The following is a 14,931-nucleotide window of genomic DNA, read 5'->3' on the forward strand; positions in this document are numbered from 1 at the left end:
GATGATTTCATATTTATAAAAATGATAGGGGCGTAAGTGTTATTTAATATATTGGTTATAAGGTAGTTATGTCTATGTTGTTGTATGTGTACTCTAACTTTTGTGTATAACAAAAATCAACATATTAAGTCTAAGTTATAAGCTGTTGTACTGCTTAATTCTACTACTTTATCTTTCCTTTATTGTCGATTTTTGTCAAAAATACCTACCTTCTGAGCGCATTTTAGGATCTGAGGAGGGGCATTTTTCACTCCTAGAAGAGGGCTAAACATCTTCCAAAACCTCTTATTTTGCATTTTATCTTCTGAAAATGCAAAAAACTGCTGATTTTCGCATCATTTCATTTCCTGCTCATAAGAGTAAGGAATATTTACATCTTTCTGAAGTTTTATATGTAGTTCAGATATTAACTAGCGACTTCAAAACTCCTTGTTTAGTGCAGAATCCTAGTATAATGACATTATCCTATTGTATGGTAACCATTATTTACATAATCTGCTTTTTCCCATTTCGCAGTCTAAGGGGTTAAAATCCCTTTAGAAAGTCTTTTTCTACATTTTTGTGTTAATATTTATAATAAAATGTAGATGTTTCGCAATTATTTTGTACCTTTGAAGGCAATTCTGCTATAAAAAGCAGGCTATAAATATAAAATTTAATATATAAGGAAATGACAGAACAGCAAAAACAAGCAATTATAGAAAGTGGAAAGCAATATTTCCGTTCTATTATCATTCCTAATCATTTGAAGAATCTGAATAAGCTTCATCTGAGTAGCTTTGATATAAATCCGTTTCTAATCAACTATCTTGCAGCATTCTTATGTGGCAATACTCAACCAACTAGTTTGGCAAAAGCTCTAGTTTATCCACGTATTCTTGGAACAAGCCTCAATACTAGTTTCGGACAAAATGTCCAGGTGTTTATTTCCCAGCTTCAGGAAGTTGTTGGTGGTGCTTCTGGTATTGATGGTATAGATATTGAATTTATTGATGCAATCGATGGACGTCGCAAATACTGTCAGTGTAAGGCGGGTCCAAAAACAATAAACAAGGATGATATTACTACCATTCTAAGTCACTTCAAATACCTCATGAACAAGTCTAGACTAGATAGAATGGGATTGCAGTTTGATGATCTTGTTGTAGGCGTTTTATATGGTGCAAAAGAAAACTTATCAGCTTTTTACAAGGCAATAGATACACATTATCCTGTTTTGTGTGGTTCTGAATTTTGGATGCATCTTACTGGTGATAAAGACTTTTATCATCGATTAGCAAAGGCTTTTGGTGAGGTTGTGGACGAAGATGGAATTGATGGAAGTGCTCTTATCCTTGCCAAAGTAGAAGAAATTGCAGAAGAAATTAGACAGAAAGGTAGTTTATAATAATGGCATTTATATCAGAGAATAATTTAGCAGCCCTTATTGGAACCTCCAATCGTACGGTTCAAACATGGGGTAAAAATGGACTTTATCCGCTTCATCAACAAAATGGTGCTTGGGGATTTGACATGGAAGAACTCAAGTCAATTCCTGAAGTGGAAGCCATGCTCCAAAGTAATTGGGAGGCAGAATCTGCTGTGACACCAGTACGCCAATTCAATTCTATTGAACTTTTTGCTGGTGGAGGCGGACTGGCTTTGGGAATGTCGTTGGCTGGTTTCCACCACGTATTGCTGAATGAGTTTGAAACTGCAGCCTGCAAAACTCTAAAAACAAATAAACCCGAATGGAATGTGATTGAGGGTGATGTTCGCCATATTGACTTTACTCCTTTAAGGGGTAAAATTGATTTTCTTTCAGGTGGTTTCCCATGTCAGGCATTTTCGTATGCAGGAAAAGGGGCAGGATTCAACGATACTAGAGGTACTTTATTCTTTGAACTAGCCCGAGCCGTAAAAGAAATTCAGCCGAAAGTCTTTATGGGAGAAAATGTTAAAGGTTTAATCTCTCATGAAAATGGGCGAACATTTGAAACAATAAAAAATACAATTGCAGAATTAGGTTACACACTTGTTGAGCCTCGTGTCTTGCGTGCTATTATGTATCAAGTACCCCAGAAACGTGAGAGATTGATTCTTATAGCTATTCGTAATGATATTGCACAAAATGTAGAGTTTCATTGGCCTACTCCTTATCATGAAGTGTTAACTCTTCGTGATGCTCTCTATAAAAGTGTGATTTATGAGAATGATGTTCCTGTTTCTGAGGGTGCCCAATATCCTGAGAAGAAAAAGCGTGTTTTGGCAATGGTTCCCCAAGGTGGTGATTGGCGAAATCTGCCAGAAGAAGTTGCCAAAGATTATATGGGTGGAAGTTGGTTGCTTGGTGGCGGAAAAACGGGTATGGCTAGAAGACTGTCACTTGATGAGCCTTCTTTAACACTAACATGCTCTCCATGCCAAAAACAAACAGAGCGTTGCCATCCTTTAGAAACACGCCCATTAAGCGTTCGTGAATATGCACGTATTCAAACATTCCCTGATAATTGGGCTTTCCAGGGGAGTATGAGTGATAAATACAAGCAGATAGGCAATGCTGTTCCTGTAAATTTGGCGTGGGCAGTAGGTCGTTCTCTAATCCGACTCTTCAATGATATTCAAAGAATCATGCCTGAGAATACACAGAATTGTACTGAAGCTGTTAGGGAGATTATGCACAAACAGTCACTATTAGAAGTTGTGAAAGATCGCAACACGCAGACTTCTACAGTTACTAATAAGTATCACGAGCTCAACTTCCTCGACCTTTTCGACCAGTATGCACTCAATAGCATTACTGACAACAGTATGTTGCATGATGACATTAATTGGGAGAAATATGGGGGAAAGCCGCAGCAGGCGGCTATGGTGGATGAAACCAAGAATGTACTTATCTCGCTGGTAAAGAAAGACAACGAGAAGATGTTTCTTGACGGCTCTGCCACCATCTACTATACAGGCAAGAAGTTCCCAACATCGGTGGCTCTCAACAAGCTTTTCTACTTCATGCCTTATATAAAGGGTAAGGGTGTACGTGATTTATTCTTCATCAAAATAGCCCGTCTGGGTTATCGTAAGGAAGGAACAGCAGAAGAAGACAGAAATGATCTACGACTGGTGTTTGAAGTGGAGTTTGTAAAGCAGCTCTTCGAGGACTATAAGCCTGTAGAATTGAAAATTTGGCAAACTTTTACTGATACAACCGTTGATAAACTTATAAACAAATAAACATATATACATTTAAGACGATGTCTAAATTTGCAATTTACAACTACAATTTCTTGCGTATCATTGAACCTAACCCTGAATATCAGATTGAGTTTCCCGGCTGGGTAAATGTGAATGTGAAAGAATCGTTTGATAATCGCCAGCAATTGCTTGAAGAGGTTTTGCTGGCTGATTTCGGGAAACCATTTCAGTTTGAGAATGCCAGAAAGAAACTTTTCTGGCACAAGCAGATAGTGAAGCCGCAAGATAACGTTTATGTGATGCGTGTGGCAAATGTTACGGATGTAACCATCACAGACGAACACCTCATGTCGAAAAAGTATGCTGATTATAGAAACTGTCTGGTCATCATCGACAATCGACCGGGAATCCAGCGTATCGCCATAGAGCGCAAGTCAAAGGCCTTCAGCCATACAAAGACGGTGGCTAACATCCTTGAAGCTTCCATCTGCAAGTGCTTGAAAGATAAACTGCTTAAGGTTAAGCTTTCTGCGGTTTATTCTACCAATGCTTTCTGGACTACGGTGCATGATCATCCTGAGGGATTCTGTAAGGTGAGATTTCATTTTCCTCATCTCAACCTCGACCGACTTACCAAGGCTATGGATAAATACCTTACAACGGCTCGCGAGGATTGGGATAGTGATCTTGATTTTTCGTTCGGTGCAAACGAGGGTGGAACAGTGTCGATTGATCCCGATAATAAACGTCAGACGGCGCTTATAGAGGGGGCATCCGGGGCTGGCATTTTTATTGAAATGTTTCCTAAAGGCAATAAACGCAAAGCTTTGCTCTGTGGCAAAGACCAATTCGTGGTGCAGGAGATTGATTCTGAGGTGTTCAATCAATTGGTAGATGGTACTCAGACGCTTCCCGGTATGGATAAATCTGCCATGGATCAGGTGAAGTTGTTCATGAAGAATATTCCAAATGTATTCTCCCATTAAGCTGGTAAATAGATGGAACCATTTGAACGTTTTTCGGAACAGAAACTGGAATATCTCCGTAGGCGTTATCGGGGTGATGATTTGTTTCGCACCTGGACAAGGCTTCTCTGTATTCTAGAGCAGCAGTTGCATGGGTTGAATGCTGTGGAAGTGTGGAGCGAAACAGAAATGGTTCGCCAGAGACTGTTGGAAATCAAGGACCATCGTGATAATGATGTTGAGTTTCTGTATGGAGATCTCATGAAGCGGCATCAGTCGAAGTACACCGTTGCCACCATCCTTACGGTACTCTTTACCCAAATGTGTGATGCTGCTCCTGATGAAGAAGATGATGCTGCCGAGCGTAATCCTAACCGAGCCATATGTAATGTCCTGGCTCGTCTGTTGATGCTTCGTGATATTAAGCCTTTCTCTGAAAAATTAATAAGCGCATTCAAAAGTCATCGTTACGATAACGAAGAAAACAAGATAATTTTACCTGTTACAGACTATATGGACGTTAAGACTCCTCTGGAACTGATGGATGAGGAAGCCCGGGAACAAGTTGAAAAGTGGGTAGAAGGAATTGAAAAACTTACATTGAAAATCAGACCCTTTTTGAAGATTGACTGGGAGGTTTATAAAGCTATTTGGCGAAAAATCTGCGCAAATCAAGAAATTGCCTTACTGCTCAATGATAAGCAACCGAATCATAAGAGTAATACCTGGGGGCATAATCTGAAACTGGTAGCCAATGTGCTGGGCATTCTGCATACTACTCCTTATGGGAACAAAGAAGAAGTACTTACGGGGAGTGTTCAGTCTATTAGTAATGCATTAGGGGTCAATGTGAGAGTCTACATTAGTAACCATGCCGACTTTGGAACAAGCAACACAACTTTGACCAGAGAATTGCATGCTAGAATTAAGCAATTGATAGCGTCAAGCTTCTGATAAAAGCTATCTGTTGTTGATAAGATAATATGGGGCGTTGATGGAAATTTCTATCAACGCCCTTTTTCTGCCTGATTATCAATTGATAAACTGCTGATAGGATTTTGCCGCATAATTCCGAATACTGTATTTTTATCTATAACCATTTATCCATATCTTTGCACTCGGATTTGAGATTCAACCTCTTATTTCCGAGTTTTTTGTTTTTATAATAACCTGAGCGGAGGCGGGGAACCTCACAACGTGATTGAAGATGGCCATCGGGAATCCACGGCTTCTCTCGCAAACCGATCAGGAATCATGGCAGATAATAAGAAGCATGAGAAAACGGCTCTGGGCATTGCCTATGAAGCCGTCATCAAGTTGGGCTATACGCACAGCAAACTGGTGAATCTCAATGAGGGCGTTAACTTCCATACTCTAAGAAATATCAGAGATGAGAAGAAAGTGAAGAAAGTGACGGAACGATTCTATCTGAAACTTTTCTTCGACTTAATTAATAAGGAATATAATCGGCGTATTACCAGTGGCGCCAATGGAGCAGTCAGCCTGCTTGTCGTGATGAAAAATATCCTTGAAGCTGAGCTGAAATAGACAGAAAGAGAAAAGCAGTGGAAAGATGAGGGGGGATTCTTCCACCAACTGTTCCAGCGCATTCAAAGACTTCTTATCTTTGCACCAGCTTTCAGCAAGATCGGAGTTGGAACTAATGAGCCTTGAAAAGGAAGGCGAGGTCTTGCAGTTAATAGATTATGAACATACTAACGAGAGTGGTGCAGCAGGGCGAGGCGTTCGCTGTACAGAGTCAGAAAAGTGAGAACGGACAGATGATGAAATGCAACATCGTTCTCCAGGAGATGGGCGGCAAGTATGAGAACCAGTATGCTGCGGCAATGCTGGGTAATATGGCCCAGTGTAAGTATGCTCAGGGCGAACTGGTGGCGGTAACGCTCCGGTTTACGACTCGTGAGTATAATGGTCAGGTTTATCAGGATATCCTGGTTACGGACATTGAGAAACTTGGCAAGTAATTAATCTTGAATTGAAATAGGTGGCGTGAGAATTGTCCCGGGATAATTTGCGCAAACTGAAACTTACGACACTTCTTTCGTTCATCTTCAATTTTAATTTAAGATTTTATGAGTGCAAAGAAAAATAATAAGGTTCAGAACAATGTTCAGAACCAGCAGGTGAATAATAACGGCTGCCAGCATGTGCAGCTCGGTGGAATGGCTTACTATGATGATAAGCAGTATTTCCTCTTCAGTCCTGATTCTGTAAATCAGGGTGTTGTAGAAGCGTTTCGCCGTCATGGCGTGGCTCAGCAAATGCAAGACGGAACATTTGATTTCGTAGCAGTTTCTAAGCCGAAAAGCCAGTCGGAACTGATTAAGAAACTGGCGCATGGTCGTTTGAGCAAGACCAAGGATGGGGCTATTCAGCTCACGCTGAAGGTGTTCTGCCATGAGGGACTCAACATCGCCCAAACGCTGACTGTTGAGTCAGCAGAAGGGGCTGATGCTTTAGTGGATTATCAATTAAAAAGATAAGTAATAAGATAGATGAGTTGTTATTTAATTAAGGTGGAGAACGGGCACAAGGTTGCCCGCTCCATCACCTCGGAAGAGGAGTATAAGCAGCTGCGTGGAAGCAATGAGCAGAAGGCGAATCTTCGTCTGGCTCGTGCCGGAAACGATGCTGCGAAAAGAAGACTTGTGCAGTTTAATTATTCCGGCCATTATCCGCAAGGCGTGGTGAAGGGAATGAAACTGCCAAGCGGTGCTTTCGGGTTTGATATGGATGAGCCGGAGGCTTTTGCCAAGGCTGCCAAGCTGCTGCTGAAGGAACCGGACAAGTACGGACTTCTGATGCTGGAACGCAGCGCACGACAAGGCGGACATGCGGTGTTTGAGCGCGAAAAGGGCAAGACGGTTCTGGAGAATCAGGTGAGGATTGCTACGATGCTCAAGTGCGAAATGGATACTTCGGCTCACGACATCAATCGTGTTTATTTCACTACTACATCGGATGACGAAGATTTGCTATTCCTTTCGCCACGACTCTTCAAGGATGAATACGATGAGGCTGCCGTGGCTGCTGAAGGGAAAGTGCTGGAAGAGCGTGAAAGATACGGAAACGAGGAACTGCCGGAAGGGGCGCACAAAGCGAACAAGCATTATGAGCCTTGGAAGGAAGAAATCAAGAAGAATCCTCAGGGGAGCTTTAAGAGTCAAGAATTAAAGAATTCGAGAAATTCTACTTCTGCTGCTTCAACTTCTGCTGCGTCAACTTCTTCTACTTCAACAGCTTCTGCTGCTCAGGACAATTATCTCGGGATTCCTTATGGGGAAATCATTAAGAAGTGGTGGCAGATGTATAATGATGGGCAGGAGCCGATGCGCTCCAACCGCAATACGCTGACCTTTGAACTGGCTGTGAACCTGCGCCACATCTGTGGTTTTGACCGCAATCAGCTGGCTCAGATTATTCCCTGCTACGATGGGTTCCCCGAACAGGAAAAGATGGCTTGCATCAACTCGGCATTGAACGAGAAAATCACGCAAATGCCTAAGCGGCTGAAGGATGTGCTCTCTGCCATCCGTCAGGAACGAATGAAGCAGGGAAATGCAGGTGGTGGTTCGGCGGCTGACAATGAGGCACTGGTAAATGCGCTGGACGAGGCTAACGCCAAGGATGATCTGTTCTATTATAATGCGCTGCCTAAGTTGCCGCAAGGCATTCGGGATTCCATCAGCGCAGTGGGTCCGGCACTGGCACTGCCTGTAATCACAGCCATCTGTCCTGCCATCGGAATGCTCGCAACGGGCGTGAAGGTTTCCGTTCACGGCAAGATGAACTCGCTGAACCTCATCTCCTACATTGCCGGAGATTTTGCATCTGGTAAGGGAAGTATTGACCCCGTGATTGACGCATGGACTTCGGAAGTGAAGGAAATGGACAAAATGTATCAGCAGAAGGAGGATGAATGGCGAGCCAAGAAACGTGCAGCCAAGAACAAGAAGGAGCAGCCGGAAGAGCCGAAACTGCCTGTAAGATGCTTGACACTGAACAATACGGTGGCGAATCTGGCTGAACGACTGGCTAACACAGAAGGCAAGCACGCCTTCTCGTTTACTCCGGAAGCTGACACCGTAGCGCAGAAGTGGAAATCGGCAATGAGCGACTTTTCTGTCATGTTGAGACAGGCTTACGACGGAACAAGCTATGAGCGTGAAGCAAGAAGTGCAGATGCAGTGAATGTTCATATAGACAGACTGTTATGGAACGTGGTGATGTGTGGAACGCCTGATGCGCTCTATCGTGTGGTAAGCAATTATACGGATGGTTTCCAGAGCCGTATCATCGTGGCAAAAACGCCCGATAATACCTTCACTCCTCTTTCTGACAACATGTATGTAATGAACGAACGTCAGCGCGACCGCATCATTCAGATAGCTCATCTGCTGCCGCTGATGTCGGGTGAGGTAGTGCTGCCGAAGCTGGAGGAAAAGGGTAGAAAATGGCTGGAACAGATAAGACTGGAAACGATGAAAAATGACGACAAGGTGAAAGCCCGCCAGCGTTTCCGTATCTGTCCAACCACCATGAGAATGATGACCTGCATCATGCTCTGCAAGGTTCTGGAAACGCTGATTCAGAAGCATGGTTTCAATGGAGCCGAGAAACAGCTGAAGGAGTCGCCTGATTTGTGGAAGGGAATGCTCGTAAAGACGCAGACACCAACCATGCTCGAAACCTTCAATATCCTGGCAGATTATCAGTTGGACAATGCACTCTACTTCTTCCGTAGTCGCATAGAGGATGCGTTCTCATCCAAGAATTATTGCAGTCAGTCTGCTTACGACAGAAGTCGCAGAGGTAAGAATGATTCCATCTTTGAGCGGCTGGACGTAACCTTCAGCTTTGAGCAGGCAGAGCAGCAGAGCATTGCAGTTAAGGGAGCAAGTGCCACCCATGAGACGGTAAAACAGATGCTAAAGAACTGGAAACGTCAGGGGTTAATCTGTGTATTACCTGACATGCGCTATCAGAAAGTTTCTCCTACAGTCTAAAGAGGGTGTCATTAAGGGTCAAGGTCATTAAGGGTCATTAAGTTTTTCGGTTCTTAAATCAGCCTTAATGGCCGGCCTTGATCCAATTATTCATTATCAATTATTAATTGTAAATTATCATGAACATCAATATATTCCGCCGTCGCTTCACTCCATGGAGTGTGGATGGCACAATGGTTATAGGTGGCAAGATTTTCTGCGACACCTTAGAACGTCCTAACCGTCATTTGCCAGCAGGACGTTATAAGATTTCTCTCATTCCTACCAAGCAAAAGAAGGTGTCGGAGACAAAGAAGAAAAATAAGTATGAAAGAGGAAAATATGAAATTGTGATCAAGCCTGTTATTCTGTTAAGATCCCATTACGTGCCTCGTACTGTTAGGCGCAGAGCTCGCTTCGTGCCTGGCAACGGTCCGCTACGTCTGAGAAACAAGAGTATCATTCTGGGCAAGTCTCATTATACCGGAATCGTTACGCAATCAGAAAAATGCTATAATGAATTTTGCCAGTTGTTGGATGAGGAATTCAAGAGGATGAAGAAAAAGCATCGATCGTGCAGAATCAATCTGTTTATCAGGGATTGGGGTGTTGACGAAATCCCCCTCAATTATCTGCTTATTTTTCAATAATTAATATTCAATATCATGCGTAAGATAAAGGAAATCATCATTCATTGCAGTGCGACCAAGGAAGGTCGTAACTTCACCGTAGCGGATATTGACCGCTGGCACCGGGAGCGCGGACTGCGCTGCATAGGTTATCATTTCGTGATTTATCGTGACGGCAGCATTCATGTAGGTCGTGCGATAGAGGAGGTCGGCGCCCATTGCAAGGGCCACAATTCCATCAGTATAGGCATTTGCTACATCGGCGGCTTATCAAAGAAAGGTAAGCCGAAGGATACAAGAACCCGAGACCAGAAAGCGGCAATGCGCTCGCTCATCGAGCAGCTGAAGGAGGAATATCCATTAGCCACGATTCATGGTCATAATGAATTTGCCAACAAAGCCTGTCCCTGCTTTGATGTAAAGAAGGAGTGGGGGAAGGAGTAGACAAAAAAATAGCGAGTCTTCACAGACCCGCTATTTCCTATTATTTTAAATTTTTTAAGATGTTTATTAAAAATTTTCTAGCCTTATACAATGCCCTGAGCCATCATAGCCTTAGCTACCTTCAGGAAGCCGGCTACGTTTGCACCCTTTACGTAATTTACGTAACCATCTGGCTCTGTACCATACTTCACGCAGTTTGCGTGAATATCGTTCATGATGTCGTGGAGCTTAGCATCAACCTCCTCACGAGACCACTTCAGACGCTCTGAGTTCTGGCTCATCTCAAGACCTGATACTGCAACACCACCTGCGTTGGCTGCCTTACCTGGAGAGTAGAGAATCTTAGCATCCTGGAATACCTTGATAGCCTCTGGAGTAGAAGGCATGTTAGCACCCTCGCTTACTGCGATAACGCCGTTGGCGATGAGAGCCTTGGCTGCCTCCTCGTTGATTTCGTTCTGAGTAGCTGATGGGAGAGCGATGTCTGCCTTCTCAAACCAAGGCTTAGCACCTGCAACATATTTTACACCATACTTCTCTGCATATTCCTTGATACGGCCACGCTCTACGTTCTTGAGCTCCATGATGTAATCGAGCTTCTCGCGGTCGATTCCGTCTGGGTCGTAGATGTAACCGTCTGAATCTGAACATGTAACTGGCTTAGCACCCAATTGGAGCAACTTCTCCATAGTGTACTGGGCTACATTACCTGAACCTGAAACCAAAACAGTCTTGCCCTTGATGTCAATACCCTTGGTAGCGAGCATGTTGCAGAGGAAGTATACGTTACCGTAACCTGTAGCCTCAGGACGGATCAATGAACCACCGAACTCCTGACCCTTACCGGTCAAGACGCCCTGGAACTGGTGTGTCAACTTCTTGTACATTCCGAAGAGGTAACCTACCTCACGGCCACCTACACCGATGTCACCAGCTGGAACATCCTCGTCTGGACCCATGTGACGATAAAGCTCTGTCATGAAAGCCTGGCAGAAACGCATTACCTCGTTGTTGCTCTTGCCACGTGGAGAGAAGTCGGAACCACCCTTAGCACCACCCATTGGGAGAGTAGTAAGAGAGTTCTTGAATGTCTGCTCGAAAGCCAAGAACTTCAAAATACCCAAGTTTACTGACTTGTGGTAGCGAAGACCTCCCTTGTAAGGGCCAATCGCGTTGTTGTGCTGTACGCGGTAACCCATGTTAGTCTGTACGTTGCCCTTATCATCTACCCAAGATACGCGGAACTGGATGATGCGGTCTGGAATGCAGAGACGCTCGATGAGGTTTGCCTTCTCAAACTCTGGGTGCTTGTTGTACTCTTCCTCGATAGTACCGAGAACCTGACTAACTGCCTGAATGTACTCAGGCTCATTTGGGAATCTTCTTTGGAGATTCGCGATTACTTCAGATGCTTTCATAATCTTTAATCTTTTATTGTGTTTAAATTCTTATTTTTTATTTCTGATTGCAAAGATACATGTTTTTCTTGAAAACACCAACAAAAAGAAAGAAAAAATGCAGAAAAAGTAGAAAAAAGATATTTTTTAACATTCTTAATCACGATTTGTAGCGCTTTTGTGTACGCACACCTTATTATATAAGAGACGTTTTTCGGGGTTTAAGCCTTTATCTCTGTTTTAGGGAATCTTGCATTCTGACGACTTCTGTTTATCTATCCTGCGCCATAGGGCATAAATGAGCAGGATGATAGCGTAGAGACCGATTACCTGAGGCAGACTGATTCTTACGTTTTCGATGCTTGCTCCAGGCAGCATGCTGATCACTTTTATAGCTGTATTCAAAAACTGGGTGATGCTGGTCAGGGCGCCTGATGTAAGGCTGATGAGTGGGGCGACAACCGGTGCTATGGGCGCCCATAACGTGAGTGGGGAGAACAGGATTAAGGCTGCTCCAAGATATAGGATGAGGGTTGCTGCGGGAATGGCGATGTAATTGGTGAGAAGTGAATAGCACGATATTCTGCCGAAGGTGTAGACGATGACCGGAAGGGTTCCTATCTGGGCTGCCAGTGAAACGCAAAGGAGTCCCCATGCCCAACGGATGAAACGGCTGCGGATGGGGAGGAGGGAGTAAAGGGGTGGGAAGAACAGCAGAATGGAGGCTACGGCAAGGAACGAAAGCTGGAAACTCAACTCGAAAAGATAGAGCGGACTGATGAAGAGCATAAATATATAAGCTGAGGCTAAAGTGTTGAGCGGCAGACCGGTACGATGGAAAGCTAAACTTAAGCTGTAGGCTGAAAGCATGATGGCTGCACGGACTGCACTTGCCGGCAATCCTATGAGAAAAACGTAGGTCCAGATGGAGATGAGGGACAGGATGATGGTGTAAACTGAGTACTTTCTGCCGCCTAGCAGAAAGATGAAAAGCTGGAAGATTATGCCTATATGAAGTCCGCTTACTGCCAGGATATGACTGGCTCCGGAAATGGAGTAACTGTTTCGGGTGTTCGAGTCGAGTGCGCTCTTGTCGCCCAGCGCCATGGCTGCGATGACTGCATAGTCTTGCTGTTTTACGTGAAGGGAGACCAGTTTGCTTTCAATATTGCTTTTATAGCGTTCGGTATTGATTTTTGCCCGTGTGAGGTAAGACAGTTCCTGCCAGTTTTTCAGTTGTGTAGAGGTTTGGGAATCAGCTATTTGCTTACAGGTAAGAAAAGCCCCAAGGCTCAGGATGCATAAATGAATCATTACGCATTGGGAGAAGATGAGAAACTGGTGGCTCCTGCTGAAGTAAGGTTTTGGCTTAAGAACTCAGTAAGGAAAAAGATGATGCTGCCAAGGGCGCATGAAATGATGGAGATGATGAGCCAGAAGCGCATGTTGAAATCATCATAGCCCCATTTGGCTATGATGATTCCGATCGTCAGTGTGAGGCTGATGGTCATGAGCGGGGTGAGGGATAGCTCTTTCATCATTCCTCTTTCCTTTTAAAAGATAATTTATTTCCTATTTCTTGAATCCGAAGATGCGCTTGATGAATGTCTTCACAGCGTTTTCTTTCTTCTGTGGATTTACGATAGGGGTGTGCTTGCGGGCAGCCGGCTTGTCGCCCTTTTTCTGGGCTACGCCTCTGCCACGGCCGTTGCTGCCCGGGCGAACATTGTTCTCGGTGCCTGGGCGCTGCTGGTTGCTGTTATTGCGGCGCTTCTGGCTGTTGCTGTTCTTTGGCTGCTCGCCTGGCTGGGCTGGCTTTCTGTTCTGCTGCTTTGCGTTCTGCTGCCTGTTGCCCTGCTGAGGCTGCTGCTTTGCGTTCTGCTGTCTGTTGCCCTGCTGAGGCTGCTGCTTTGTGTTTTGCTGCTTGTTGCCTTGCTGTGGCTGCTGCTCGTTGCTGCGTGGCGCTTTTTCCTGACGCTCGTTTGGCTTGTTTGGCTTGCGCTTGTGAGAAGTCTGGTCGCGGTCTTTCTGTCGGCGGTTCTTGGCGCTGTTCTTTCCGGCCTCGCCGTTTCCGCCGTTACCGCGTCTGTTGTTTCTTCCGTTTGCGCCTTTCTTCTTCGGCTTGTTGAGCTTGATGTATTCAGGACCTTCGCCGCATCCCTCAGGGAGAGGCATCTTGTCTACCACCTTCTCCAGGAACTTCTCTATCTGCTGGAACCAGTACTGGTCTTCTTCGCTCACGAAGGTGATGGCTCTACCATCGCGGTTGGCACGGGCTGTACGGCCGATGCGGTGAACGTAATCTTCTGTATCGTGAGGAACATCGTAATTGATGACCATCTCAATATCATCGATGTCGATTCCGCGTGCCACAATGTCGGTAGCTACGAGAACATCATACTGTCCGCTCTTGAACTTGAACATCACATCATCGCGTTCAGCCTGTTCCAGGTCGCTGTGCATGGCTCCGCAGTTTACTCCAATCTGCTGGAGAGAAGCTGCGAGTTGCTTCACCTTGAATTTGCTGCCGCTGAAGACGATGACACGCTTCAGGTCGCCCGCCTTGAAGATGTCCTTGATGATGGTCATCTTCTGGGTTTCGTAGCATACGTATGCTTCCTGCTTGATTTTCTCGGCTGGCTTGCTGACGGCAAGTTTGATTTCTACCGGATTCTTGAGCAGGGTCTTAGCCAGTTCTTCTATCTTCTCAGGCATGGTTGCCGAGAACATGATGGTCTGGCAGGTCTTTGGCAGTTTTGCCGCGATGGTCTTGATGTCGTCAGAGAAACCCATGTCGAGCATGCGGTCGGCTTCGTCGAGAATGAAGAAGCTTACCTTGCTGAGGTCTACATTGCCCAGGGAGATATGGGAGATGAGGCGGCCCGGGGTGGCGATGACTACATCGGCGCCCATGCGGAGGCTGCGCAACTCCTGATCGTAACGGTTGCCGTCGTTGCCGCCGTATACGGCTACGCTGCTCACGCCCTGCAGGTAATAGCCGAAGCCTTGCATCGCCTGGTCTATCTGCTGGGCGAGCTCGCGGGTTGGTGACATGATGACGCAGTTGATGGCGTCTTTAGGATAACCGCCGTCATCGAGCTTGCTCAATACTGGCAGCAGATAGGCTGCGGTTTTGCCGGTTCCGGTCTGGGCTACACCCAAGACATCGTGACCTTCTAATATCTCTGGAATGCACTTTTCCTGTACTGGAGTGCATGTGTCGAAGCGCATGTCATATAATGCGTCGAGCACGTTGTCGTTTAAATCTAATTCGTCGAAATACATTTTTTTTTAATGTTGAATGTTGAATGTTGAATGT

Annotated in this window: 14 protein-coding genes; 10 read left to right on the plus strand and 4 right to left on the minus strand. The window is 44.9% G+C overall.

What is annotated here, in order from left to right; all coding sequences use genetic code 11:
• The first annotated feature begins 670 nt into the window (after positions 1-670).
• The 10 genes from NNC77_RS09730 to NNC77_RS09775 all read left to right on the plus strand — a co-directional run bounded on the left by NNC77_RS09730 (position 671) and on the right by NNC77_RS09775 (position 10,215).
• Positions 671-1,387, plus strand: coding sequence for a PmeII family type II restriction endonuclease (locus NNC77_RS09730; protein ID WP_117728677.1), 717 nt, complete (start codon positions 671-673; stop codon positions 1,385-1,387).
• Positions 1,388-1,389: 2 nt separating this feature from the next.
• Positions 1,390-3,210: a DNA cytosine methyltransferase gene (locus NNC77_RS09735; protein WP_254970329.1), complete on the plus strand. Its 1,821-nt coding sequence runs from the start codon at positions 1,390-1,392 to the stop codon at positions 3,208-3,210.
• Positions 3,211-3,230: 20 nt separating this feature from the next.
• Positions 3,231-4,157, plus strand: coding sequence for a hypothetical protein (locus NNC77_RS09740; RefSeq protein ID WP_153087604.1), 927 nt, complete (start codon positions 3,231-3,233; stop codon positions 4,155-4,157).
• Between the two features lie 12 nt (positions 4,158-4,169).
• On the plus strand, positions 4,170-5,090 hold the full coding sequence (locus NNC77_RS09745; protein ID WP_153087602.1) for a hypothetical protein: 921 nt from the start codon (positions 4,170-4,172) through the stop codon (positions 5,088-5,090).
• Between the two features lie 300 nt (positions 5,091-5,390).
• Entirely contained in the window at positions 5,391-5,684 is a 294-nt protein-coding gene (locus NNC77_RS09750; protein WP_153087600.1) for a hypothetical protein, read from the plus strand.
• A gap of 158 nt (positions 5,685-5,842) precedes the next feature.
• A complete protein-coding gene (locus NNC77_RS09755) occupies positions 5,843-6,121 on the plus strand; it encodes a DUF3127 domain-containing protein (protein ID WP_118155266.1) in 279 nt (92 codons plus the stop codon).
• 108 nt (positions 6,122-6,229) lie between these two features.
• Positions 6,230-6,640, plus strand: a complete 411-nt coding sequence (locus tag NNC77_RS09760) for a hypothetical protein (RefSeq protein ID WP_118064065.1) — start codon at positions 6,230-6,232, stop codon at positions 6,638-6,640.
• Between the two features lie 12 nt (positions 6,641-6,652).
• The gene (locus tag NNC77_RS09765; RefSeq protein ID WP_254970330.1) at positions 6,653-9,163 is read left to right on the plus strand and encodes a DUF3987 domain-containing protein; all 2,511 of its coding nucleotides are present in this window, start codon (positions 6,653-6,655) and stop codon (positions 9,161-9,163) included.
• Positions 9,164-9,282: 119 nt separating this feature from the next.
• On the plus strand, positions 9,283-9,792 hold the full coding sequence (locus NNC77_RS09770; RefSeq protein ID WP_254970331.1) for a DUF5675 family protein: 510 nt from the start codon (positions 9,283-9,285) through the stop codon (positions 9,790-9,792).
• 15 nt (positions 9,793-9,807) lie between these two features.
• Positions 9,808-10,215, plus strand: a complete 408-nt coding sequence (locus tag NNC77_RS09775; RefSeq protein WP_117695199.1) for an N-acetylmuramoyl-L-alanine amidase — start codon at positions 9,808-9,810, stop codon at positions 10,213-10,215.
• 83 nt (positions 10,216-10,298) lie between these two features.
• Here NNC77_RS09775 and NNC77_RS09780 read toward each other — a convergent pair whose 3' ends face one another.
• The 4 genes from NNC77_RS09780 to NNC77_RS09795 all read right to left on the minus strand — a co-directional run bounded on the left by NNC77_RS09780 (position 10,299) and on the right by NNC77_RS09795 (position 14,897).
• The gene (locus NNC77_RS09780) at positions 10,299-11,633 is read right to left on the minus strand and encodes an NADP-specific glutamate dehydrogenase (RefSeq protein WP_006847509.1); all 1,335 of its coding nucleotides are present in this window, start codon (positions 11,631-11,633) and stop codon (positions 10,299-10,301) included.
• 219 nt (positions 11,634-11,852) lie between these two features.
• On the minus strand, positions 11,853-12,926 hold the full coding sequence (locus NNC77_RS09785; RefSeq protein ID WP_254986874.1) for a ComEC/Rec2 family competence protein: 1,074 nt from the start codon (positions 12,924-12,926) through the stop codon (positions 11,853-11,855).
• Complete coding sequence (locus NNC77_RS09790; RefSeq protein WP_254986875.1) at positions 12,926-13,153, minus strand: hypothetical protein; 228 nt, start codon at positions 13,151-13,153, stop codon at positions 12,926-12,928. The genes NNC77_RS09785 and NNC77_RS09790 overlap by 1 nt, the downstream gene beginning before the upstream one ends.
• A 31-nt stretch (positions 13,154-13,184) precedes the next feature.
• Positions 13,185-14,897: a DEAD/DEAH box helicase gene (locus NNC77_RS09795; RefSeq protein ID WP_254970333.1), complete on the minus strand. Its 1,713-nt coding sequence runs from the start codon at positions 14,895-14,897 to the stop codon at positions 13,185-13,187.
• Positions 14,898-14,931: the final 34 nt, after the last annotated feature.

The sequence above is a fragment of the Segatella copri genome (genome assembly GCF_024330485.1).
Lineage (GTDB): Bacteria > Bacteroidota > Bacteroidia > Bacteroidales > Bacteroidaceae > Prevotella > Prevotella copri_L.

Coding starts and splice junctions, on each gene's coding strand:
- NNC77_RS09770 (WP_254970331.1), top strand. CDS start 9,283: ATGAACATCAATATATTCCGCCGTCGCTTCACTCCATGGAGTGTGGAT.
- NNC77_RS09740 (WP_153087604.1), top strand. CDS start 3,231: ATGTCTAAATTTGCAATTTACAACTACAATTTCTTGCGTATCATTGAA.
- NNC77_RS09765 (WP_254970330.1), top strand. CDS start 6,653: ATGAGTTGTTATTTAATTAAGGTGGAGAACGGGCACAAGGTTGCCCGC.
- NNC77_RS09760 (WP_118064065.1), top strand. CDS start 6,230: ATGAGTGCAAAGAAAAATAATAAGGTTCAGAACAATGTTCAGAACCAG.
- NNC77_RS09780 (WP_006847509.1), bottom strand. CDS start 11,633: ATGAAAGCATCTGAAGTAATCGCGAATCTCCAAAGAAGATTCCCAAAT.
- NNC77_RS09755 (WP_118155266.1), top strand. CDS start 5,843: ATGAACATACTAACGAGAGTGGTGCAGCAGGGCGAGGCGTTCGCTGTA.
- NNC77_RS09775 (WP_117695199.1), top strand. CDS start 9,808: ATGCGTAAGATAAAGGAAATCATCATTCATTGCAGTGCGACCAAGGAA.
- NNC77_RS09730 (WP_117728677.1), top strand. CDS start 671: ATGACAGAACAGCAAAAACAAGCAATTATAGAAAGTGGAAAGCAATAT.
- NNC77_RS09785 (WP_254986874.1), bottom strand. CDS start 12,926: ATGATTCATTTATGCATCCTGAGCCTTGGGGCTTTTCTTACCTGTAAG.
- NNC77_RS09750 (WP_153087600.1), top strand. CDS start 5,391: ATGGCAGATAATAAGAAGCATGAGAAAACGGCTCTGGGCATTGCCTAT.
- NNC77_RS09745 (WP_153087602.1), top strand. CDS start 4,170: ATGGAACCATTTGAACGTTTTTCGGAACAGAAACTGGAATATCTCCGT.
- NNC77_RS09790 (WP_254986875.1), bottom strand. CDS start 13,153: ATGATGAAAGAGCTATCCCTCACCCCGCTCATGACCATCAGCCTCACA.
- NNC77_RS09735 (WP_254970329.1), top strand. CDS start 1,390: ATGGCATTTATATCAGAGAATAATTTAGCAGCCCTTATTGGAACCTCC.
- NNC77_RS09795 (WP_254970333.1), bottom strand. CDS start 14,897: ATGTATTTCGACGAATTAGATTTAAACGACAACGTGCTCGACGCATTA.